Origin of the sequence: Acinetobacter rathckeae (genome assembly GCF_015627125.1) — a bacterium.
GTDB lineage: Bacteria > Pseudomonadota > Gammaproteobacteria > Pseudomonadales > Moraxellaceae > Acinetobacter > Acinetobacter rathckeae.
The window spans coordinates 611,412-634,966 of record NZ_VTDO01000001.1 but is presented as its reverse complement, the minus strand read 5'-3'; the positions used below and the strand labels follow the sequence as shown (position 1 = coordinate 634,966).

Genomic DNA, 23,555 nt, shown 5'->3' with positions numbered 1-23,555 from the left:
AAAAGTACTATACAAACGTAGCATCACTGTATGAAAAAAAGCCCCTATGACAGGGGCTTTAAAATATGATCATTGGTTCATGATTTACTCACCATTCATAATACCCATATTTTTCACACCTAGTCGCTGTGCAGCAGCCATAACCAATGCTACATCTTTGTAAGAAGCTTGTGCTTCTGGCTTAATATGCACTTGGTCTTGTTCAGTCTGTTTAGAAACAGCAGTCAATCTTGCTTCTAATGCAGTTTTGTCCGCAACACGCTCACCATTCCATAAGATATCACCATTTGGCTTAATGTTAATTGTAACAACCTCTGGTGGTTTCTCATTCGTTGGTGGCGATGGTGCAGGCATATTAATGTTAATTGCATTATTTGGAATTGGAATCGTGATAATGAACATAATGATCAAAACCAACATGACATCAATTAATGGTGTCATGTTAACTTCTAACATTACATCACCATCATCATCTGAGCTACTTGGGCTCGGCGTCATTCCCATAACATTCTCCTTTCAATTCACCCTAACCACGTGCAGGTGGTTGAGTAACAAATGATATTTTTATGATGCCAGCTTGTTGCACAGTTTCAATAACTTTGCCAATTGACTCAAAGTGTGTCTGTTGATCACCACGAATGTGTACTTCTGGTTGTGGTCGTTTTACCGAATTTTCTTTCAGCTTACTCAACAGTGTTTCTTGATTTGGTACGTACTGTTCATTCCAAAAAACCTGACCTTCTTTATTTACTGCAAGCGTAATATTATCCGCTTTTGCTGCATACTTCTGGTCAACCTCTTCTGGCAATTTCACAGGAATTGTATGCGTCACTACTGGTACTGTGATTAAGAAAATAATGAGCAGTACTAGCATGACGTCGACCAATGGCGTGGTGTTGATGACGCCAATTACGTCATCATCATCACCCTCAGAACCAACGTTCATTCCCATAGTTTTACTCCACAGTTTTCGCTTTTGCCTGCGCTGGCTCATCACCAGACACCATGTTGCCACTCAGTGCAACAGCATGCACATCTGCACCAAATGAACGAACTTCTTCTAAAATTGCTTTATTACGGCGAATTAACCAGTTATAGCCAAGTACCGCAGGTACAGCAACTGCAAGACCAATCGCTGTCATGATCAAAGCTTCACCCACAGGGCCCGCAACTTTGTCAATAGACGCTTGACCAGACACGCCAATCGCTGTTAATGCATGGTAAATACCCCATACCGTACCAAACAAACCAATAAATGGAGAGGTTGAACCCACTGTTGCTAAAAATGCCAAACCACCTGCTAAACGACTTTGTACTTTCTCTACAGCGCGCTGAATCGTCATGGTTACCCAAGTATTGAAGTCAATTCTGTCTAGCATATGGCTACCATGACTTTGTGTAGATGAGTGTGCTTTTTCAGCAATAAAACGATATGCACTTTTTTGATCTAGTGTTTTAGCACCTTGCTCAATTGTACTGGCATTCCAAAACTTTTGACGAGCAACTTGACCTTGCTTTTTCACTTGTTGTTGTTCAAGGAACTTGGTCACAATGATGTACCATGTACCTGCAGACATGAGCAACATAATAATTAAAGTACCACGAGCTACAAAGTCACCTTCACGCCATACTGCACCCAAACCATATGGGTTGTCTACTTTCTCTGAAGTTACAACAGGTGCAGGTGGCGTTGGTTGTGCTGAAGATGCTGTCGCAGGTGCTTTTTGCTCTGTCACCACTTGTGATGCAACTGGCTTTTCTTCAGCCATGCTATACGTAGAAACAAAACTTGCGCTACACAATGCAACCATTGCAGAAGCTTTTGCGACTTTTTTCAATAAAGATGCTTTTTCCATGTTCGTCTTCCAAATCTATTTATCTGTAATGTATAAACTTAATCAAGTTTAAAGGTATATTCCAAGCTAATTGATCCAGCAACAGCAGCACCATCTTTCATTGCAGGTGCAAACACACATTTCTTATATGCACTTACAGTTGCTTTGTCTAAGTTTCTAGACCCCGATGATTTTGCAACTTTTGCATTCGCAACGTGTCCATCTGCTCCAACATCAAGCTCTAACTTCACAGTGCCTTGCTCTTCATTTGCAAGTGCTTCTTGAGGGTACTGCGGTGTTGGACAACTTGCCGAAGCACTTCCTGACACACCTTTTGTTTCACCTTTTGGTTTTTCAGGTGCTGGTGGTGCAGGCGTTGCTGTCACCTCTTTCACAGGTGGACTCGGTGGTGCTTTTTCTTCACTTTGTGTAGTGACCTTCGGTGCATCTGCCTGTACTGGCGGCGCAACTTGTGGTTTTGGCACAAATGGTGCTGGCTTTGGTGGTACAGGTTTAGGGGTTGGTTTCGGGTCAGGCTTCGGAACAACTTTTTCCTTAACAGGTTTCGGTTCTTCTTTCGGCTGTATAATCGGTTTAGGCGGTGGTGGTGGCTTTACGGGTTGAATAATTTGCATTTCAACGGGCGGCTCTACTGGTTTAGTAATTGGCTTGTCAAGACCTGTGACCAATGCATAAATCAGTACGCCGTGAAGTAAAACAACTATTCCTATTCCTATGAATCGCTTTGTAGAACGCGCTTTACCGTCCTGTGAAAAATTCATAATAGTTGCACCTATATTGCAAGCAGCCAAATATAAAATATATTGGCTGCCAAGTTCACAATTAATCGTTGGATAAACTTGAGAGTTTTACCAATTAAAATTTATACGTTACACGACCAAAGTACGTACGGCCCATCACGTCACTATAACGTGCGTCATAGCCCATTTGGAAGTTATCAACAACATTAGACTTCGGTGGCTGTGCATTTAGCACGTTTTTAATACCTAAAGTAATACCTACGTTTTTAAAGCCAGTATATGAACCAGAAAGGTTATACAATGTGTAATTAGATACTTTATGGTTTTGATTACTCACATTCTGATCTAAGTAACCTTTAAAGAAGGTCTGTTGTAGATTTAAACTCCAAGCGTCGTAGTTCCAGTTTAGGTTGACATTATGCTTCCAACGCGTGATGACTGATCCAAAGTTTGAATTATATTGACCAACTGCACTATACCACTCGCCATTCTTTTCAGTTTGGAATTTATAGCTATTAATGTACGTACCATCAACACCTACAGTTAAACGACCATACTGGCTCATTGGGCTACGCCATTGAACACCTAAGTCGATACCTGAGGTTTTCGTCCCACCCATATTTTGTAGACGCTCATCAATATAATCTAAAGAACCATCTGCTTTACGCACATAGTTTGCCGCATATTTCACAGGATCTCCAAAGATTGCACTTTCTGTAGGTGATCCAATTTGGTTTTTAACTTCAATATTAAAGTAATCTGCAGATAACACTACATTTTTAATTGGTTCATATACAAAACCAACCGTAAATGTTTTAGACTTTTCTGCCTCTAGACTTGCATTACCACCTGTTTTTGTATAAAACTGTGTATTACAGTCACGTACTGCATTGCCATTAACAGTTGGTGTACCACCTGGGCATAACACAGGGTCACTCCAAGATGCTTGGGTATATGTTTTATAGTTTGCACTGTGCATTTCATTCAAACTTGGCGCACGGAAACCAGTAGAAAAACTACCACGCATCATAAACTGTTTAACAGGTTCCCAACGTAAAGCCACTTTCGGGTTAAATGTACCACCAAAATCACTGTAGTCATCGTAACGTGCAGCCAATTGTGCACTTAAACTTTTAAAGATAGGTACTTGAAACTCAGTAAATAAAGCCTTCAAATTACGTGTACCTGTACTTGGTGCTTGTGTTGAATCAACACCTGTACTAGCAACCAAACTGTTTACAGCAGCATTTTGCGTTTGTGACCATTCGTCACGGCGTAAACCACCACCAACTGCAAAACCAACATCACCAGCTGGTAAAGTAAAGATGGCACGACTTGCAGTAAAGTCAAAATTCGTGGTTTCAAGCTGTGCACTTTGTGACAAACCACTGATGCTCATGCTGTTCCAGATATTGGCATTTGCACTGGCACCAAATGGGTTTAATGTACCATTCGCTAGGTTATCACGTACTTTTTGGTTATCTATATAACCACTGTACAACGAGTCTTCACCTTGACTTTTTGCATAGCTAATTCCGGTGTTAATATCCCAGTCTGAAATACTACCATCTAGGCCCAATAAAACACGGTCAGCTTTTTGTGTGGTTTCACTTACACGATTGCCCGCTTGTGAACGAATATTAAGTGACAAAGCTTGACCATTTACTCCAGCAATTGCAGGGGTAATACCATTACCTGGGTAATATGGACTTGTGCTTGGAATATAGTAATCACTACCACCACCCGCTAAAACATCTGGTGCAACCGTTGTGGTCATTCTGTTTTCAGAATGCACATATTCAGCAATCGCATTTAAATTATCTGTTAGTTTAAGTGTACCTTTACCCAAGAAAGAAAAGCTTTCTTCTTCTGGTACAATGCCAATATCTGCTTGACTGTTATAACGACAATTTTTACCAGATACTGTATTCTTCGTAGTATCACCACAGCCTGAACTTGCGTAAGGGTTACCAATGCCTGGAATATTGGCAGGGAATGTACTACCGCTGGTACGGTTCAGACCAAGCTCTGGTAAAATACCACCACGGCGTGAGGCCTCACGTTCACTCGCCATTACGCTATCTTTTTTCGCATAACTGGCTGCGCCATATACGTTAAAGCCTTGGTCTTCTAATGAACCATAGCCACCAAAGAAACTATAGTTTTGGCTATCTCCACCACTTTTTTGTGGTGCTGCACCCTCAACAGTTACACCTGCACCTTGGTATTGCTTCTTAGTAATAAAGTTAATTACCCCACCAATGGCATCTGTACCATAAATTGCCGAAGCACCATCTTTAAGTACTTCAATACGGTCAATCAGTGCCAATGGTATAGTATTTAAATCTACTGTAGATGTATCAAATGGGGTGTTGGCTAAACGGCGACCATTCAGCAGTACCAATGTCTTATTCGGTCCTAAACCACGTAAATCAGCCACAGAACCTGCTGTACCACTACGTCCAACATTACTTGCAGATACAAAAGAAGATTGGTTGGCTGACACTGTCGCTAAAGCTTCTTCTGCTGTAGTAACCCCTTGCTTGGCTAAATCTTCTGTTCTCACAATAGAAATTGGTGATGCACTTTGTGAAGCAACACCTTTAATTGAAGAACCAGTCACGGTGATTCTTTCAACTTTAGCAGTTGGTGGTGTATCAGCCGCATGGCTCATCACACTTGTTAACGTAAAACCAATTCCAACCGTACCGGTTAAAACTGATCGAATAGAACGGGTAAGTCGATTCTGCTTCATGGTCGCCCTCTTTTTAAATCAGGTATAAAATATGGAGTATTCGTTAACAATTTCGATACTTTGTAATATAACTGCAATGAGCATGCCACTTCTTGAAAAAAAATATAAATATTTTGATTTAATAAATTTATATTTTTTTATTATTTAATACCAAGGACTAATAACAACACCATAAGATGCTAATAAACATATAAAAATTAATTATATTTCATTTTAATGAAAATTTGGCACAATGTTCGCATATAACTATCCACTAGATGATTCACAGTGTATCTCGCGAAATTAATGCCGATAACCATTTAGATCAATTATCCATCTAATTCACATTATCTACATATTTTATTCGCATTTAGCACATATTGTGAGATTTAAACGACATTTAATATCAATTTCAGTATGTTTTATTTTAGTGCAACCATCAAAAAAGTTGCACTAAAATAAAGCTAACATACTTAAAGCGATACAGTAATGGCAACCCCCTAATTTACGAGCGTGTTTTTAATGAAACCTAAATTGAATTTAACTCTTAACTGGCTAAACCCCAAAAAGCAGAACGCATTCACTCGTACAAAAAAACATGGGTTAGCCTATATGTTGGTTGCTTGTTTAAATGCCATCCCACTACACAGTTATGCAGCAGACCCTAATAAGGTCATTCATACTTATTTTTCAGGTGCTGAAACTGGTTTTGATCCTGTAGCCACCAATGATACCTACTCTAGTTATGTCGATGCTTCAATTTTTGAAACCCTCTATACATATGATTATTTAGCAAGACCATTAAAGCTCATTCCACTCACTGCGGTAGATTTACCACAAATTAGTGCAGATGGCCTCACCTATACCATTAAAATAAAACCCGGTATTTACTTTAGTAATGACCCTGTATTTAATGGTAAAAAAAGAGAGCTCACCTCATATGACTATGCTTATAGTTTAAAGCGTTTGCTTGACCCTCAACTGCATTCTCCAAATAGCTGGCTTGTTGAAGGCAAACTTGTGGGTAGTGAAACATTAGTGAACCAAGCTAAAAAAACAGGTCATTTTGATTACAACAGCAACTTTCCTGGCATTGAAACACCAGATCGCTATACCCTTATTTTACGTTTAAAAGAAAAAGACTATAACTTACCTATGATCTTGGCACACGGCCCAACAGCAGCTGTAGCTAAAGAAGCCATTGAAAAATATAAAAATGATATTGGTTATGCAATGGCAAACCCTGTAGGTACAGGCCCTTACCTACTGAGTAAATGGGTACGCGGTTCTCGTATTATTTTAAAAGCCAACCCAGACTATAGAGGCTACACTTGGAACTTTAAGTCTAAAGACTTTAATGACCGAAAAATCATTGCCGAAATGACGGGTAAAAAAATGCCTCAAGTCGGTGTAGTAGATATCCAAATTATTGGTGAAGCACAGTCACAATGGCTTGCATTTAAACAAAAACAACTCGATTGGATTAGCCTACCCGCCAACATGGTCGGTGATGTGATTGAACATGGTGAGCTTAAACCTGAATACAAACAAGCAGGTATGACCTTGTCAAGCATGCCAGACCTTATTGCTTCTTACGCATTTTGGAATATGAAAGACCCTGTTGTCGGTGGTCTCACTAAAGATAAAATTGCCTTGCGTAAAGCGATTATGATGTCATTTTCTAAAGAGAAATACCTTAATGTACTTAATAACGGTGTAGGCATTCCTCTAAGTTCACCTATTCCACCGAATATTGTTGGTTATGACCCAAATTATCAATCTGCCACACCCTATTCAGTACGAGCAGCCAATTTATTGCTCGACAAATACAACTATAAAGTCGGTGCAGATGGCTACCGAACACTTCCTAATGGCAAACCATTAACAATCACTTATACGACTGCTACGAGTGGTAATTCAGCCGTCAGTGACTTTTGGCAACGTAGCTTAAAAGCCATTCACATACGCTTTGTCAATAAAGCCATGCAATTCCCCGACTACTTAAAAGCACAAAAACAATGTGCCTTACAAATGGGCATACAAGGTTGGGTTGCCGACTACCCTGATGGCGACAACTTCTTGCAACTTTTCTATGGGCCAAATACCTATGCATCTAACTTTGGATGTACTTCTATTCCAGAGTTAGACAAATTATATGCTCAGTCTAAAGCCATGCCTGCAGGGCCAGAACGCCAAGAATTGTATTTAAAAATGGCACGTATACTTGATGTTAATGCTGCTATCATGCCAATTAGCACACCATACGAAAACACAGTCATTCAACCTTATATTCAAGGTTATAAAAGCCACCCTATGCTAAGTACACCATGGATGTACGTAGACATTACAAAATCAAAAAATTAGCAGGCGAGATAAATCACAGATGAAAAAAATACCATCTCTACCACAGCATTTAACACTTGCAGTGAGCATTGCCCTTACTGCAACAGCCATACATGCAAAACCGAGTACCCACTACCCAACTATTCCTTTGCTCACTGTGCAAGACGTGACAACAGGTTGTAAACAGCGTATAGAACTTTACCAAAACGATGTGAAACAGCTAGAGCAAGGCAAAAGTAATGCCTCATGGTTTGCCATGTGGGACAAATTCAATGCCCAACAGCAAGACTTTATGGGTCCTGTAGAGATACTCAGTCAAGTTTCACCAGATGCAACACTGCGCCAACATGCTGAAGACTGTATTGTCGAATATACAAAATTTACCACTGACTTGTATCAAAATGAAATTATTTATCAGAAGTTTAAACAAAGCACGCCACGCGATGCGATTGATGCAAAGTTCAAACAAGATAATTTAGAAAGCTTTGAAGACACTGGTGTTGGCTTAAGTGCTGAAAAAAAAGTGCAACTTAAAAGCATACTCGAACAACTCACGCAACTAAGCCAAGACTTCGATCGTAACGTCAGAGAAAATAAAACCAAACTTGAATTTACAGCAGATCAGCTTAAAGGGTTACCTGCAAGCTATATTGCTAATTTACAAAAAAATGCCACAGGGCATTACCTACTCGGTTTTGAATACCCTGAATACTATCCGTTTATGCAATTGGCAGATGATGACCAAGCAAGACAACAATACTATTATGAATTTACCCGCCGTGGTACAGAAAAAAATCTAAAAATATTAAAAAATATTATGGATTTACGCTACCAAATGGCACAAATTTTTGGTTACCCAAGCTATGCAGATTGGGCGACTAAAAACCGTATGGCTAAAGACGCAAAAACAGTCAATCAATTTTTAGCTGATGTCAAAAACTTTGTTACACCACTTCAACAACAAACGCTTGATCAACTTCAAGCATTTAAAGCAAAAACACTTAACATTCCACTGAGCGATGCAAAAATGCAACCGTGGAGTACCAGTTATTGGGGTGAAAAATACCGCAAAGCCAATTATCAAGTAGACCAAGAACAACTTCGCCAATATTTCCCAACCGAGGCATCACAGGCATGGCTACTTGCAATCACTTCACACCTTTATGGTATACGTTTTGAACAAGCTCAAGTGCCTGTATGGCAAAAAGAAGTCCGTTATTTCAACGTATTCGATGCAAAAACCAACCAGTTTTTAGGTGGGCTGTATATAGACCCATTCCCACGTGACGGCAAATATGGCCATGCTGCAGTATGGCCAATTTATGGCTCAAGCACACTCGCCAAACGTACCCCTATTGCTGTTTTAGTGACGAACTTTAACCGTAAAGGGCTCAATGCAGATGAACTTGAAACCTTCGTACACGAGTTTGGGCATGCCATGCATAACATTTTGTCTAAAACACGTTATGTTGGTCAATCAGGTACAAGTGTTGAGCGTGACTTTGTTGAGGCACCCTCACAAATGTATGAAGAGTGGGCTCAAAACTTACAACCACTCAGCCAACTTTCTCACTACTGCTCACCTGCTTGCCCAACTGTAGATCAAGCATTAGTGACGCGATTAACTGCTGCCAAAAACTATGGCTTAAGCATACAATATGCTCGTCAGACGCTGTATGCACAATATGACATGAGCATACATGCAGCCGATGCACTACAAAAAGACCCGATGACGGTCTGGAAAAATATGGAAGCACAAACACCATTAGGTTATATGGAAGGCACAGAGTTCCCTGGGCAATTTGGTCATTTAGTCAGTGGCTATGGTGCAGGCTATTATGGCTATATGTGGTCACAAGTGATTGCGCTAGATATGCTCTCTGCATATAAAGGCAACCTAATGGACAGCAAAGTCGGTCAACGCTACCGCCAGACGATTCTTTCTCAGGGTAGTCAAAAACCTGCAACTGCACTCATTCAAGACTTTTTAAAACGCCCAACCAACAACACTGCTTTTTATCAAGAGATTGGCGGACAACGCTTAAAGTAACTTATGTACTACACAGGAGATTGAAATATGTTGGCGTACATTATTCGACGGCTTTGGCAAATGGTTCCGACCATGTTAGGCGTGATCGTACTTGTTTTTTTCTTATTTAGTTGGGTCGGTGGTGACCCTGCATATATTCTTGCAGGGAAAATGGCAAATGCCGACCAAATTGAAAATATTCGCACACAACTTGGCGTAAACCAGCCCTATTATGTGCAATTATGGATATTTATCAAACAAGTCATTACTTTCGATTACGGCCTGAGTTGGAGTACTGGCGAAACTGTCAGCCAAGTGATTACATCTCGTATGGGGCCAAGTTTGACTTTACTTATTCCATTGCTCATTTTCCAAACCGTTATATCTATCATTTTAGCGCTAGGTATTTCTTTGGTACGTGGCACATGGATTGACCGCTCATTCATGGCTGCATGTACTGTAGCAATGTCTATTAGTATTTTAGTGTATATCATTCTATTTCAATACTTTTTAGCCTATAAACTGAACCTATTTCCCGTACAAGGTTGGGGCAATAACTTTTGGAGTAACCTGCTACATTACTCACCATTGCCTATTTTAATTATGCTTGCTGTGAGTATTGCACCCACGCTCAGACTATACCGTAGCTTTATACTTGACGAAGTAGGTCAAGACTATATTCGTACTGCTCGTGCAAAAGGTGTCAGCGAACCCCGAATTTTATTTGTACATGTATTGCGTAATGCATCTATTCCCATTGTGACAGATGTCATGGCAGGACTACCTGCTTTGCTGATTGGGGCATTTTTAATTGAACGTTTCTTTGGTATTCCAGGCATTGGACGTGAAGTGATTTTAGCCGTCGAACGTAGTGACTTTCCTGTGATTAAAGCCATTACCATTTACGTGGCTGCACTTACCATGCTTTTTAACCTATTGGCAGATGTTATCTACAAAGCCATTGATCCTCGCTTGAAACTAAAATAGGTCGGTGAATTAATTATGTCTACATCAAATCCTTCCCTAAAAGATACAAGCACGGCTCAAGCATCTTCACCATCGAATAGCTTATGGGCTTTGGCTTGGAAACGACTTAAAAAAGACAAAACAGCCATGATTTCTTTTGCGGTTGTATTGGCTTATTTCGTCATGCTTATTTTATCTATGACAGGAATTATTGCTAAAAACTGGGACAAGGAAGTGGCTGTAAGCTATGCACCACCTACTTTTGTCAGCTACTTTGTAAAAACCCCAGAGACAAGCAATGCACTACCTGTTCAAGATACCCTACTCAGTAAAGCCAATGTACCTAGCTATGGCATAGAAGATCCGCTTGCTCAAGACATGCAAGAGATTCGCAAAACCGTACAAGCTCACCCCATTGATGATAAAACCCAACTTGCATCTACACTCGCATTTGGTGCAGACCGTTGGGGGGTTGATATTATTAGTAAAACTATTAAAGGCTCAGAAACCTCAATTTTGGTTGGTATTATTGCAGCTTTATTTTCAGTGATTTTAGGTACAATTCTTGGTGCAGTATCTGGTTATTTTGGTGGCTGGATTGATGATATCATGAACTGGTTTTACAACGTCTTTACGTCTATTCCATACATGCTACTCATTTTAGCGATTGCCGCCGTGTTACAAAAACAAGGCTTAATGTCGATTATTATCATTTTAGCACTGACAGGTTGGACAGGCACATACCGTTTAATCCGTGCTGAATATATGAAACATACCCATCGTGAATATGTTTTGGCAGCCAAAGCCATTGGTGTAAGTCACTTCCGCCGTATGTTTGTACATATTTTCCCTAATGTGAGCCATATTGCATTGGTTCAAATGTCTATTTTAGTGGTTGGATTTATTAAGTCAGAAGTTATTTTAAGCTTCTTAGGTTTTGGCGTCCCTGTTGGAACAGCCTCTTGGGGTAGTATGCTCAGTGAAGCACAAAGTGAGTTTTTACTTGGCAAATGGTGGCAATTGGTTGCAGCAACAACAGCAATGGCCATTTTAGTCACTGCATTTTCACTCTTTACCGATGCTCTACGTGATGCATTAGATCCAAAGTTAAAATAAGGGCACCTCGAAAATGACTAGACCATTGCTATCTATTGAAAACCTACACGTTTATTTTAAATCTGATGATGGCTATACCGAGGCCATCAAAGGCATTTCTTTTGACATTCAGCCTAACCAAACTGTTGCGTTAGTGGGTGAATCTGGAAGTGGTAAGTCTGTGACCTCTTTGGCAACCATGGGATTATTACCACCTCAGCAAACTAAAATTGATACGCACAGCAAAATTGTTTTTGAAGGTAAAAATCTTTTAGAATACTCACCTAAAGCACTCAGAAAATTATGTGGTAAAGATATTGCCATGATTTTCCAAGAGCCTATGTCTTCGCTAAACCCTGTATTTAGTGTTGGCTCTCAAGTGGCTGAGATTTTGAAAATACACACCACACTTTCAAAAAGTGAGATAAAAAACAAAGTTATTGATTTATTTACAGAAGTGGGCTTACCTTCACCTGAAAGTAAATATAATGCCTATCCAAGTGAACTCTCTGGTGGTCAACAACAACGTGTCATGATTGCTATGGCGATTGCATGTGAACCTAAATTACTTATTGCAGATGAACCGACCACGGCTTTAGATGTTACCATACAAAAGCAAATTATTGAGTTACTTGAAAGCATTCGTCAGCGTAGACAAATGTCTATGCTATTTATCACCCATGATTTGTCATTGGTTGGTGAAATTGCAGATAAAGTTGTGGTCATGCGTTATGGTGTGATTCGAGAACAAGGTGAAGCTAAGCAAGTTTTAGAGCAACCAAAAGATATTTACACCCAAGCACTACTCAACTGTCGCCCACAATTAGATACTCGCCCCTATTTTCTGCCTATCACCTCTGACTACATGAACCAAGACGGCGAAAAAATTACATCTACTGCTGAACATTTAGCTCAAACTGTCAAACAAAGACAACGTGGCATACAAGGCAATGAAGATATTGTACTTGAAGCAAAATCTTTAAGAAAAGTATTTACTTCACGTAAAGGGCTGTTTAAAAAAGAAGAGTTCGTTGCTGTTAAAGATGCTTCTTTTAAACTCGCCAAAGGTAAAACTTTAGGTTTAGTGGGTGAATCAGGCTCTGGTAAAACCACAATTGGTTTATTACTGATGCGTTTGCATGAAGCCAGTGGTGGCGAGATTTTAATTGATGGTAAAGACATTTTAGCGATGTCTGACCATGAGTTTGAAGCATACCAAAGAAAAATACAGATCATCTTTCAGAACCCATATGCATCTCTCAACCCACGCTTTACCATTGGGCAAATCTTAATTGAGCCGATGCAGGTACATGGCATTGGCAAAGATGACGCAGAGCGAAAACAAGTTGCACTTGAGTTACTCAAACGCGTTAGCTTACCTGAAAGTGCATATAATAGATATCCACATGAGTTTTCTGGTGGTCAGCGTCAACGTATTGCTATTGCACGTTGTTTAACACTAAAACCTGAAATTATTATTTGTGATGAATCTGTTTCTGCACTTGATGTGTCAGTACAAGCCCAAGTACTGAATTTACTACAAGAGCTACAAGATGAGTTTCAGCTCAGTTATATCTTTATTTCACACGACTTAGCTGTTGTAAAATACATTTCAGACCAAGTGATGGTCATGAACCACGGCGATATTGTAGAAATTGCCAATTCAGATGACCTTTATCGCAACCCTCAGCACGAATATACCAAAAAGCTACTCAGTGCCATTCCTAAAGGCATTTAAGGCACATAAAAAAGGTGGGCTAGCCCACCTTTTTTATTAAAATCCAATCACTTTAAGCATCAAGTTGCTCTAAAATATGATCTGGGATCTCTACATTGGTATAGACGTTTTGCACATCATCTAGATCTTCAAACATATCAATCATTTTTAAGATCATTTTTGCCTGATCGACATCAGTAATTTCAGCTTTTGTTGATGGGCTCATGACCACTTCAGCATTGTCTGATTTCAACCCTGCTGCCGCAAGAGCATCTTGTACATCACCAAAACTTTCTGGTGTTGTAATCACTAAAATACCATCTTCAGCGACTTCAATGTCTTCAGCACCCGCTTCTAGCACTGCTTCCATAATTTGATCTTCTAAAGATACATCTTCAAAAGAAATTTCACCACGTTTGGTAAATAAATAGGCCACCGAACCCGATGTACCTAAATTACCATTGGTCTTAGTAAAGCAATGACGTACATCAGGTACAGTACGGTTTAAGTTATCCGTCATGGTTTCAACCAATACAGCCACACCACCAACACCGTAACCTTCGTAAGTCACTTCTTTTAAATCATCGTTTTCTTCACCACCAGCACCACGAGCAATCGCACGGTTAATGGTGTCACGTGTCATGTTTACAGACAATGCTTTTTCAACCACGGCACGTAAACGCGGGTTCGCTTGTGGATCAGGCCCACCAAGCTTTGATGCTGTGACTAATTCACGAATATATTTGGTAAAAACTTTACCACGACTTGCATCTTGTTTTGCTTTACGATGCTTAATATTGGCCCACTTAGAATGACCTGCCATGCAAAATGCTCCTAAAAGATTGGACGTATGCCATATCAAAAGACGGGCAATTCTAACATAAGGCACAATTTTAAAAAAATGGCCTTTACAACTTTTATATCGTAAAGACCATTTTTAATACCAATATATCGCTTAAATCAAAAATAAAACCCTGAGCTAAAAGACATTTTAGCATAAAAATATGCAGGTTTAATAAAGCCATGGAAGTAACGTCCTATATTTATTCAATATGGTTTTTATTTCATGGCTTTAATATAAACTTCTGATAAGCAATAGATTACTTAGGCTATTTTGATTGATTTAACCAACGATACACTACAGGCAGTACAATCAGTGTAAGCAATGTAGAAGAAATAATCCCACCAATCACAACCGTGGCTAAGGGTTGCTGTACCTCTGCTCCTGTACCTGTTGCAATCGCCATTGGAATAAAACCAAACGAAGCCACACACGCCGTCATCAGTACTGGGCGTAAGCGTAAAATTGCCCCTTGCCATGTGGCATAGACAATATCGTGTGTTTGGCGTAGTTCTTTAATAAAGCTCAGCATCACCAAGCCATTGAGTACTGCAACACCCGACAATGCAATAAACCCTACCCCTGCCGACATAGACAACGGAATCTCTCTAAGCCATAACGCAATTACACCACCAGATAGGGCAAAAGGCACACCCATAAACACCAATATACTTTCTTGTATACGCCCAAATACTGCCATTAACAGTGCAAAAATGAGAACCAAAGCAATAGGTACAACGATTTGCATACGCTGTGTGGCAGATTGTAAATTTTCAAATTGCCCACCATAGCCCAACCAATATCCCGCAGGTAGTTTAACTGTAGCCAGCTTTGTTTGTACCTCTTCCACAAACGAGCCTAAATCACGATCACGTACATTGGCTGTGACCACAATACGGCGTTTACCTTGTTCACGGCTAATTTGACTGGCCGCCAGTACCTCTTTTACAACAGCTACATCTTTTAAAGCAATCATTCCCCCATTTGGCAATGAGATCGGCAGGTTCTGCAGTTGTTCTGGGCTTTGCATGCTTGGGTTTAAACGTACAACAAAGTCAAAGCGGCGGTCACCTTGTAGAATTTGCCCGACAGACTGCCCACCCACACTTAAAGCCACAAGGTCTTGAATGTGTTTCACTGACACGCCATATTGTGCAGCACGTTGCTGATCTACTTCAACATTGAGCATCGGTAAGCCTTGAGTTTGCTCCACTTTGACTTCACTTGCACCAGCGATACTTTTCAGTTGCTTTTCAATTTTTTGTGCTTCTTGTGCCAATACCTCTAAGTCATCACCAAAAATCTTCACCCCAATATCACTACGAATGCCTGAAATCAGCTCATTAAAGCGAAGTTCAATCGGTTGTGAAAACTCGTTGGCATTGCCTGCAATTTGATTAACATTGGCCATCATACGTTCACGCAATTCAGCAATGCTTTCTTGAGGGTTGGGCCATGCTTTGCGTGGTTTAAGTAGCACAATGCTGTCTGAAATATTTGGTGGCATGACATCTGTGGCTACTTCTGCCGTACCTGTACGGGCAAAAATGGCTTGAATTTCAGGAAAGTCTTTAAGTAAGTGTTGCTCTACTTTCTCTTGCATGAGTAAAGACTGTTCAATACCTGTACTAGGCGAACGCATAAACTGTATCGCAAAGTCCCCCTCGCTCAGCTTCGGAGTAAACTCACTGCCCATTTTTGCAAATAGCATGCCCGTAATACATAAAATGGCAATCACGCTGGCCAATACCACGCGTTTATAGCCATAACAGACATCTAAACAACGTGCATATTTGTTTTTTACACCTTGCATCCAACGGCTTTCTTTTTCTTGCACACGCCCTGTCACACACAGTGCAACCATAGCAGGAACAAAAGTCACCGATAAAATCATGGCGGCAACCAACGCCAATACCACAGTCATCGCCATTGGGTGAAAGAGTTTTGCTTCTACACCCGTAAGTGCAAAAATTGGAATATACACCACCATAATAATGAGCTGACCAAAGATCAGTGGTCTACGGGCTTGTTGGGCCGCTAAAAATACTTCGGTAAAGCGTTCTGACTTGGTGAGCAAACGACCTTTTTGATGCTGTGCTGTGGCTAAACGGCGTATACAGTTCTCAACAATCACCACCGCACCATCCACAATAATGCCAAAATCTAACGCACCTAAGCTCATTAAATTGGCACTGATTTTTTGCTCTGCCATACCTGTTAAGGTAAATAACATAGACAGTGGAATCACACAAGCTGTAATGAGTGCAGCACGTAAATTTCCTAAAAAAATGAATAAAATAGCAATGACTAAAATTGCACCTTCAATCAGATTTTTCGCCACCGTTTTAATGGCTTTATCGACTAAACTGGTTCGATCATAGACCGTATCAATCACTATCCCTTCAGGTAAGGTATTTTGAATCTCTTGAACTTTTTGATGTACTTTTTGGGCAACCGTGCGGCTGTTTTCCCCCATCATCATCATTGCAATACCCAGTACGGTTTCTTGGCCGTTATAGGTTGCCCCCCCTGTACGTAAATCATGGCCTATAGCAACACTTGCCACATCTGCAACACGAATGGCTGTACCTTGTTTTTGTTCCACCAAAATCTGCTCAATATCAGATAAACGGTTTAAAGTGTTTGGCACACGTACTGTCAGTTGTTGCCCATTTTGTTCAATAAAACCCGCACCACGGTTTTCATTACTCACTTCAAGCGCTTGCAACAACGTATCTAAAGAGATATTGAGTTGCTGTAAACGCTGTAGATTTGGTGAAACAATATAGGTTTTATTATAGCCACCAATACTGTTCACCTCTGCCACGCCTGCAACACGTTGCAACTGTGGACGTACAATCCAATCTTGAATTTCTCTTAGGTCAAGTGGTGTATAGGCTTGGCCATCTGCTTTTTTTGCATTAGGCTCAGCACGTATTACCCACTGATAAATCTCACCTAACCCTGTAGAAATTGGCGACATTTCTGGCTCAACCGCTTTGGGCATTTCGGCACGGACTTGCTGTAGTCGCTCGTTAATTAATTGCCTTGCCCAATAAATATCTGTGCCATCTTTAAAAACCACCGTCACTTGCGACAAACCATAGCGTGACACCGAACGTGTTTGTTGCAAATTTGGCAAGCCCGACATGGCTGTTTCTATCGGATAAGTAATGCGTTGCTCTGTTTCGAGTGCGGTAAAGCCTTTGGCTGCACTATTAATTTGTACCTGCACATTGGTTATGTCTGGTACAGCATCAATAGACAGCTTTTGGTAACTAAAAATTCCAACGACTATCCAAAGAAAAGTAAATAACACCACCCATAATGCATTTTTAATAGCAGCTTGAATGATACGGTCAAACCACCCTTGAAGCTGTGGTAAATCATGATCTATTTTAGTGTGCATGGTCAGCCTCTGATTTTTCCAATTCAGATTTCAACACAAAGCTACCTTGTGTCACATAACGTTGGTTTGGTGTTAAACCAGACTTCACCTCTACCCACTTTTCATCGCTCGAGCGAAGCCCCAACTCGACCACTTGCGGTTTAAATGCCAATTCGCCTGCTTGTTCTTGTACCACAAATACAACTGTTTCACCTTCTACTTGCTGTACAGCAGATTGTGCAATGCGAGGAACAACCACGGTTTCAGTCTGACTTGCCAACCATACATTGGCCATAACATTCGGCTTTAATGTCACAGATTGATCTAAAATTTCTGCCTGTACTTTTAACTGACCTGTGGTTGCATCTGCTTCAGGCAATATATTTTTAATCACTGCTTGATAGGTTTGATCTGACTGTAACAACTGAAAATTAATCTTTTGCTGTGTACGTACAGCCACTTGACTAGGTAAAACAAACTCAAGCCACAAGCGGCCTGTTTGATCAATGGTGAGTAACTGATCTGACATTTGCACATACTCACCCACCACAAGGTCTTTTTTAGACACCACACCCTCTATCGGTGAAGTAATGGCGTAACGCCCTTGCGCATGTGCACGTAAACCCAATGCCTTAAACTTACTTTGTAACGCTTGTACTTCAATTTCAGCGCGTTTAAATGCATTATTTGCCCGTAAATAGTCTTGCCTTGCAGATATTCCCTGATCAAATAAGGTTTTCTCACGTAAATAGTCTTGTTTTGCTAAAGCCAAATTTTGTACTGCAATATCTAAATTGGCTTGTTGCTCAATTAACTCTGGTGCATAAATGGTGGCAAGAATTTGACCTTTTTTCACACGCTGGCCTAAAGCCACATCCACCTGTTCTACACGACCTGCATAACCTGAAGACAAATGCGCTTGTTGATCTAAATTACTCACCACTTTGGCAGGATAACGCTGTGCTGCATTGATTTGACCTTGCTCAAGCGGTACAAATTGAACACCTTGGGCTGTGGCTTGTGCCAATGTCATATGAATACTTTCTTCAGCCTCTTCCGCATGCTCAGCCTCGCCTTCTTTATGGTCATGCTCTTCATCGGCTGTTTTACTGTCTTTTTCAGCATGCGCATGACCTTTTTCTTCATCATCATGAGCATGGGTGTCTGACTTAAAAAATAGTCCAATTGCAATACAGATCGTCACGATCACAACAATTAAAACCCACAACCATTCCATACGTTTTTTTTGTGTATTCATATTCACTCTCCACCCACCACAGGCAAATTACTGCGATTACGCCAAACCATTTGATTTAAATCAGTCACTGCATTTAAATTAGATATCTGCTCAAAAGAAATGCCGAGTAATACTGCTTTTTGTTGCAAGTACTTACCCCACAACTGCTTCTTGAGTTGTAATGCATGTAACTGACACTGCTTTAATGCAGAGGTGGCAAGTTGTACATCTGTGACACTATATTTACCCGCCATAAAGCCAAGTAACGTTTTTTCTTTAATGGAGGTAACCAGTGGCATTTGTTGCTGCATGATTTGCTCATACTGCGTATAAATCATGTCATATTCGGCATCAATCGCACTGCGGTTTAAATCCCTCGTTTGCACATCACGTGACTGTGCTTGAGCCACGCCCTGCATTTTTATGTTTTCAATCTGTTGGCGATATTGTTGCCGTTGAAAAATTGCCAGTGGCAATTCCAAACCAACACGTAACTGTTGCTCTTTGAGCTTAGATTCCGCATCTTGCCGATACACCACGCCCACATTTACAGTTGGCATCGGCTTGGCTTGTGCTTTTAAATACGCACGTTGTGCTTCATATTGACGACTTTGTAATTGCATTAAACTGACATTAACATTACTTTTTTCATCATATGACTGATTTTCATATAATGATGTCTTGGTTAATGGTTTTAAAGCAGACAACTCATACGCTGTCGTGTTCTCTCCCCACGTATGTGAAAGCTGACGTTTCATGACTTGTAATGCTTGCACTTGCTGTGCATATGTGGCTTGTAAGTCGAGATGTTGCACATCTACACGCTCCACTTCAAGCTGAGCAATTGAGCCTGCCTTAAAACGCTGTTTGGTTGCATCTAAGTTGGCTTGACTCATGTTTAATTGTTGCTTTAACAATTCAACTTCTTGGCTTAACAGCTGTAATTGCACCCAAAAATACTCTAAAGCCAAAGCCTGCTGCTGTTGCGTACTTTTTTCTAACAGTGCCAATTGTTCTGTTTGTAAATTCACAAGGTCCGCTGCTTTACGGCGTACCGAAAACACATCAATCGGCTGGGAGATGGCCACTTCTAGCTCTTGGTCTTGGCTGTTTTTTAGACCTGTTTGTTGCACGCTTAGGGTTGGATTTTGCCAACTCAGTTGATGCTGCCGTTCTAACTTTAAGATGTCATGTTGCTGTTGCCATACTTTTTGTGTTTGCTGATATGCGGTTACTTTTTCATTGATCTCATCTAAGCTTAAGTTGGCCTGTGAGACTGTTGATACCGAAATAAATACACAAGCAAGACTCACCCGTATACACACTGGCAAAACGGCACGGCAATGCTGTTTACATATAGAATTGAACATAAAATGCCCCGTATAAAATAAAATTTATGACGGTGGGCGATTTTTTGGCTACCCCACCTTATAGCGGGGCAAGTATTGGAGGAGGTGAATTAAAGGCTAAATCAGGCGATTGATACAGATTTTTCCAATCTGTTTTTTGCACAGTCACAATAGACTTGTATGGTGTTCTTGCAAGGTCATGCTGTAGCTGTGACAGCATGATTGGATTTAACGACGGTAAATGATCACTGTGGTCATGTTTTTCAGAAGCCACAACTTGCTCTAATTGCGTATGTAAACTGTTATGTCGCTCTGTGACCACATGATGCCCAAAGTGCGTACGTTCAACTGTAACCGTTTGCGTATTTTCATGTACGCACCAAGCTGCGGCCACATTCCAAACACTTTGGAGTAGCAATACACAACTAAGCAACGTAAAAAATACCGCTTTCGCTTTCACAGCAGTAACCATCTAAAATAATATTCAGATCAAAGCATATTATGTCTAAAAGATCAATCGGTAAATTAGATAACTTTCGATAAAAAGCTTTGCGTTCGCTGTTGCTGTGGGTGATTCAATACAGCATCTGCACTGCCATGTTCAACCACAACACCTTTATCCATAAACACCACATAGTCCGCTACTTCTTTAGCAAAACCAATTTCATGTGTCACCACAACCATGGTTTTACCAAGCTGTGCCAGTTGTTTAATCACTGCCAACACTTCCCCAACCAGCTCGGGGTCGAGTGCAGATGTCGGCTCATCAAACAAAATGACTTTCGGCTCTAATGCCAAAGCTCTAGCAATGGCCACACGTTGTTGTTGACCGCCTGAAAGTTGCTGTGGCCATGCATCTGCTTTTTCTGCCAAGCCCACACTGGCTAAAAGTTGCTGTGCTTTACTGATGGCTTGTACCTTCGTCATTTTTTTATGTGCAAGTGGTGCTTCAATAATATTTTGTAGTACAGTTAAATGTGGAAAAAGATTAAAGTTTTGAAATACATAACCCACATGTATACGTTGCTTTAAAATCTCTTTTTCCTTTAACTCATACAAAGTATTATTTTTTAAGCGATACCCCATAAAGTCATCGTCAATTTTTATCACACCTTCATCTGCTTTTTCCAAATGATTCATGGTACGAAGTAAAGTGGTCTTCCCAGAACCTGATGGTCCTAAAATCACGGTGACTGAACCCGCAGGAATCTCTAAGCTCACATCTTTAAGTGCGTAATCTGCCCCAAATTTCTTAGAAACATGCTGAATTGAAATGTGCCCAATCGATTGTTTTTCAGATTGTGTCATTTTATTTCCCCCACTTCCATGTCAACAACTGTCTTAAGCCAGTTAATCCTGTACTACGTTTTTGTGTTCTAGATAATTTAGACTCAATCGCATACTGAATAACAGAAAATACACTAGTAATAATGGTATACCAAACCGCTGCCACCATAAGTAATGGAATAATTTGTTGGTTACGGTTATATACCATCTGTACGGTATAAAACAGCTCAGGCATGGCAAGAACATACACAATCGCTGTGCCTTTAGATAAGCTAATACACTCATTGACCAATGCAGGTAAAATACTGCGAATGGCTTGTGGAAAAATAATACGATACGTTCTATGCCACCAAGACAAACCAAGTGCAGAAGATGCTTCAAACTGCCCTTTATCTACTGCCAAAATACCACCACGAATAATTTCAGCCGTATATGCGCTTTGCACAATCGCAAGGCCGATTAATGCAGTTGTAAATTGGTCGAGAGCATTAATGGTTTTATAACTCACAAAAACCACTTCTGTAAATGGTATAGCAATTGCAATTCGTTCATACAAATATGAAAAGTTATATAAAACAATTAATACTACCAGTAACGGTACGGAACGAAACAACCAAATATAAAACCAGGCTACACTTTGTACAAGCCATGAAGATGACAGTCGCATCATGGCTAAAATACCACCTAAGAAAAAGCTTAACAGCATGGCAGCAAAAGTCAGCTTTAAAGTTAAATACAAACCGCTTAATACCGCAGGGTCAAAAAACCACAAACGAAAAACAGACCATTCCCATTTTGAGTTAAAGAACACCGACTCAAGTAAAATCAAAATCAGTAAAATTGCAACCGCACTACCAATATAACGCATGGGGTGGCGGGCTTTGACGATGTTGTACGGTAACTGTGATTTTTGATCCATAATAATAACCTACTCCCCAAAACCCGATGGATTAATTTCTGAGTGTTGTAATATTTCATTTGCAAGCCCCCAACGTGCTAAAACGGCATGCATTTTTCCATTTTGAATATTGGCATTAACAGCAACTTGTATCGCAGGATCAAGCCCTGCACCCTTTTTAAGTGTCACAGCAATATCTGCTGTTTTGGGCCAACCACCATTTAAGTAGCCAACACGTTTAATATTTGCCCCATTTTCCATACGCCATGTACCAGACGGATTGGGCACAAAGTAAACATCAGCACGACCGGACTCAATGGCCAAAATTGCCATGGCTTTGTCTTCAAAATATACAGGTGTGGTGGGTGCTAAGCCATTTTTTTGGTTTTCATCAATCCAACGCAGTAAAATTTTTTCCTGATTCGTTCCTGCACCAACAATCACACGTTGCCCTGCAACATCTTTTGCTTCAGAAATATGCTGAATCGGACTATCTTTTGCTACAAACAAACCTAGACTGTCTTTTCGATAAGTCACAAAATCAAAACGTTCTTTACGGGGTTTACTCACTGAAATATTAATTAAAGCCGCATCATACTTGCCTGAATTAATTCCCAAAGGCCAATCTTCCCAAGAAGTTGGCACAAGCTTAAGCTGAAGCCCTAAAGTGTCGGCAATTAACCGAGCAACATCGACTTCTATACCAATCGGGGTTTTATTATCTAAAGCCAACGTGGTAATCGGTGGTGAGTTCCCTGCAATCACAGCCACAGTAAAGTAACCTGAGTTTACAAAGTGATAATTTGCAGGAATTTTGGTTACAGCGGCCTGATCGACCATACCATGAATGGGTATGGTATTACGTGCTAATAACTCTCGCATTGGCTTTGGCATGGTGAGTATGGTCGCATTTGATACAGATGAATCACCATCTTTATGCGGTTCACAGCCAACAAGCCCTAGGTTCATGCAAAAGATAAAAGGTATTAAAAATCGAGTCATACAGGACATCTTTTTTATATTCTATAAATGTAAAAAACATGCATGCACCCATGGAGGCACATGCATGTTTAAT

At 40.4% G+C, this 23,555-nt stretch carries 18 protein-coding genes; 5 read left to right on the top strand and 13 right to left on the bottom strand.

The window, feature by feature from the left end:
- Window positions 1-84 precede the first annotated feature (84 nt).
- The 5 genes from I2F31_RS03060 to I2F31_RS03040 all read right to left on the bottom strand — a co-directional run bounded on the left by I2F31_RS03060 (window position 85) and on the right by I2F31_RS03040 (window position 5,351).
- On the bottom strand, window positions 85-504 hold the full coding sequence (locus I2F31_RS03060) for an ExbD/TolR family protein (RefSeq protein WP_195767852.1): 420 nt from the start codon (window positions 502-504) through the stop codon (window positions 85-87).
- 22 nt (window positions 505-526) lie between these two features.
- Window positions 527-952 (bottom strand): ExbD/TolR family protein, encoded by a 426-nt coding sequence (locus tag I2F31_RS03055; RefSeq protein ID WP_195767853.1) that lies wholly within the window; start codon window positions 950-952, stop codon window positions 527-529.
- Window positions 953-956: 4 nt separating this feature from the next.
- Window positions 957-1,856 carry a MotA/TolQ/ExbB proton channel family protein gene (locus tag I2F31_RS03050; RefSeq protein ID WP_195767854.1) on the bottom strand — a complete coding sequence of 300 codons (900 nt, stop codon included), beginning with the start codon at window positions 1,854-1,856 and terminating at the stop codon, window positions 957-959.
- A gap of 38 nt (window positions 1,857-1,894) precedes the next feature.
- Window positions 1,895-2,617 carry an energy transducer TonB gene (locus tag I2F31_RS03045; protein ID WP_195773421.1) on the bottom strand — a complete coding sequence of 241 codons (723 nt, stop codon included), beginning with the start codon at window positions 2,615-2,617 and terminating at the stop codon, window positions 1,895-1,897.
- Window positions 2,618-2,711: 94 nt separating this feature from the next.
- On the bottom strand, window positions 2,712-5,351 hold the full coding sequence (locus I2F31_RS03040; protein ID WP_213014787.1) for a TonB-dependent receptor: 2,640 nt from the start codon (window positions 5,349-5,351) through the stop codon (window positions 2,712-2,714).
- A gap of 591 nt (window positions 5,352-5,942) precedes the next feature.
- On the opposite strand from I2F31_RS03040, the gene I2F31_RS03035 reads away from it, so the two are divergent.
- The 5 genes from I2F31_RS03035 to I2F31_RS03015 are packed head-to-tail and all read left to right on the top strand — an operon-like array spanning window position 5,943 to window position 13,501.
- Entirely contained in the window at window positions 5,943-7,694 is a 1,752-nt protein-coding gene (locus tag I2F31_RS03035; RefSeq protein WP_228285044.1) for an ABC transporter substrate-binding protein, read from the top strand.
- A 19-nt stretch (window positions 7,695-7,713) separates the two neighbouring features.
- The gene (locus tag I2F31_RS03030; protein ID WP_195767857.1) at window positions 7,714-9,723 is read left to right on the top strand and encodes a M3 family metallopeptidase; all 2,010 of its coding nucleotides are present in this window, start codon (window positions 7,714-7,716) and stop codon (window positions 9,721-9,723) included.
- Between the two features lie 27 nt (window positions 9,724-9,750).
- A complete protein-coding gene (locus I2F31_RS03025) occupies window positions 9,751-10,689 on the top strand; it encodes an ABC transporter permease (protein WP_195767858.1) in 939 nt (312 codons plus the stop codon).
- 15 nt (window positions 10,690-10,704) lie between these two features.
- Window positions 10,705-11,784 (top strand): ABC transporter permease, encoded by a 1,080-nt coding sequence (locus I2F31_RS03020; RefSeq protein ID WP_195767859.1) that lies wholly within the window; start codon window positions 10,705-10,707, stop codon window positions 11,782-11,784.
- A 13-nt stretch (window positions 11,785-11,797) separates the two neighbouring features.
- Window positions 11,798-13,501 carry an ABC transporter ATP-binding protein gene (locus tag I2F31_RS03015; RefSeq protein WP_195773420.1) on the top strand — a complete coding sequence of 568 codons (1,704 nt, stop codon included), beginning with the start codon at window positions 11,798-11,800 and terminating at the stop codon, window positions 13,499-13,501.
- 52 nt (window positions 13,502-13,553) lie between these two features.
- Here I2F31_RS03015 and I2F31_RS03010 read toward each other — a convergent pair whose 3' ends face one another.
- The 8 genes from I2F31_RS03010 to I2F31_RS02975 form a co-directional block, all read right to left on the bottom strand.
- A complete protein-coding gene (locus I2F31_RS03010) occupies window positions 13,554-14,303 on the bottom strand; it encodes a YebC/PmpR family DNA-binding transcriptional regulator (RefSeq protein WP_195773419.1) in 750 nt (249 codons plus the stop codon).
- Window positions 14,304-14,589: 286 nt separating this feature from the next.
- Entirely contained in the window at window positions 14,590-17,730 is a 3,141-nt protein-coding gene (locus tag I2F31_RS03005) for an efflux RND transporter permease subunit (RefSeq protein ID WP_195773418.1), read from the bottom strand.
- Window positions 17,720-18,967 (bottom strand): efflux RND transporter periplasmic adaptor subunit, encoded by a 1,248-nt coding sequence (locus I2F31_RS03000; RefSeq protein WP_195767863.1) that lies wholly within the window; start codon window positions 18,965-18,967, stop codon window positions 17,720-17,722. Before I2F31_RS03000 ends, I2F31_RS03005 begins: the two co-directional genes overlap by 11 nt.
- A 2-nt stretch (window positions 18,968-18,969) precedes the next feature.
- Entirely contained in the window at window positions 18,970-20,316 is a 1,347-nt protein-coding gene (locus tag I2F31_RS02995; protein ID WP_195767864.1) for a TolC family protein, read from the bottom strand.
- Window positions 20,317-20,374: 58 nt separating this feature from the next.
- Entirely contained in the window at window positions 20,375-20,755 is a 381-nt protein-coding gene (locus I2F31_RS02990; protein WP_195767865.1) for a cation efflux protein, CzcI-like, read from the bottom strand.
- A 65-nt stretch (window positions 20,756-20,820) separates the two neighbouring features.
- Window positions 20,821-21,603: an amino acid ABC transporter ATP-binding protein gene (locus I2F31_RS02985; protein ID WP_195767866.1), complete on the bottom strand. Its 783-nt coding sequence runs from the start codon at window positions 21,601-21,603 to the stop codon at window positions 20,821-20,823.
- Between the two features lies 1 nt (window position 21,604).
- Window positions 21,605-22,501 carry an amino acid ABC transporter permease gene (locus tag I2F31_RS02980; protein WP_195767867.1) on the bottom strand — a complete coding sequence of 299 codons (897 nt, stop codon included), beginning with the start codon at window positions 22,499-22,501 and terminating at the stop codon, window positions 21,605-21,607.
- A 9-nt stretch (window positions 22,502-22,510) separates the two neighbouring features.
- Window positions 22,511-23,482, bottom strand: coding sequence for an ABC transporter substrate-binding protein (locus I2F31_RS02975; RefSeq protein ID WP_195767868.1), 972 nt, complete (start codon window positions 23,480-23,482; stop codon window positions 22,511-22,513).
- Between the last annotated feature and the right edge of the window lie 73 nt (window positions 23,483-23,555).

Bases quoted from the DNA above. Each gene is read 5' to 3' on its own strand.
- I2F31_RS03060 (WP_195767852.1), bottom strand. From the start codon at position 504: ATGGGAATGACGCCGAGCCCAAGTAGCTCAGATGATGATGGTGATGTA.
- I2F31_RS03055 (WP_195767853.1), bottom strand. From the start codon at position 952: ATGGGAATGAACGTTGGTTCTGAGGGTGATGATGATGACGTAATTGGC.
- I2F31_RS03050 (WP_195767854.1), bottom strand. From the start codon at position 1,856: ATGGAAAAAGCATCTTTATTGAAAAAAGTCGCAAAAGCTTCTGCAATG.
- I2F31_RS03045 (WP_195773421.1), bottom strand. From the start codon at position 2,617: ATGAATTTTTCACAGGACGGTAAAGCGCGTTCTACAAAGCGATTCATA.
- I2F31_RS03040 (WP_213014787.1), bottom strand. From the start codon at position 5,351: ATGAAGCAGAATCGACTTACCCGTTCTATTCGATCAGTTTTAACCGGT.
- I2F31_RS03035 (WP_228285044.1), top strand. From the start codon at position 5,943: ATGTTGGTTGCTTGTTTAAATGCCATCCCACTACACAGTTATGCAGCA.
- I2F31_RS03030 (WP_195767857.1), top strand. From the start codon at position 7,714: ATGAAAAAAATACCATCTCTACCACAGCATTTAACACTTGCAGTGAGC.
- I2F31_RS03025 (WP_195767858.1), top strand. From the start codon at position 9,751: ATGTTGGCGTACATTATTCGACGGCTTTGGCAAATGGTTCCGACCATG.
- I2F31_RS03020 (WP_195767859.1), top strand. From the start codon at position 10,705: ATGTCTACATCAAATCCTTCCCTAAAAGATACAAGCACGGCTCAAGCA.
- I2F31_RS03015 (WP_195773420.1), top strand. From the start codon at position 11,798: ATGACTAGACCATTGCTATCTATTGAAAACCTACACGTTTATTTTAAA.
- I2F31_RS03010 (WP_195773419.1), bottom strand. From the start codon at position 14,303: ATGGCAGGTCATTCTAAGTGGGCCAATATTAAGCATCGTAAAGCAAAA.
- I2F31_RS03005 (WP_195773418.1), bottom strand. From the start codon at position 17,730: ATGCACACTAAAATAGATCATGATTTACCACAGCTTCAAGGGTGGTTT.
- I2F31_RS03000 (WP_195767863.1), bottom strand. From the start codon at position 18,967: ATGAATACACAAAAAAAACGTATGGAATGGTTGTGGGTTTTAATTGTT.
- I2F31_RS02995 (WP_195767864.1), bottom strand. From the start codon at position 20,316: ATGTTCAATTCTATATGTAAACAGCATTGCCGTGCCGTTTTGCCAGTG.
- I2F31_RS02985 (WP_195767866.1), bottom strand. From the start codon at position 21,603: ATGACACAATCTGAAAAACAATCGATTGGGCACATTTCAATTCAGCAT.
- I2F31_RS02980 (WP_195767867.1), bottom strand. From the start codon at position 22,501: ATGGATCAAAAATCACAGTTACCGTACAACATCGTCAAAGCCCGCCAC.
- I2F31_RS02975 (WP_195767868.1), bottom strand. From the start codon at position 23,482: ATGACTCGATTTTTAATACCTTTTATCTTTTGCATGAACCTAGGGCTT.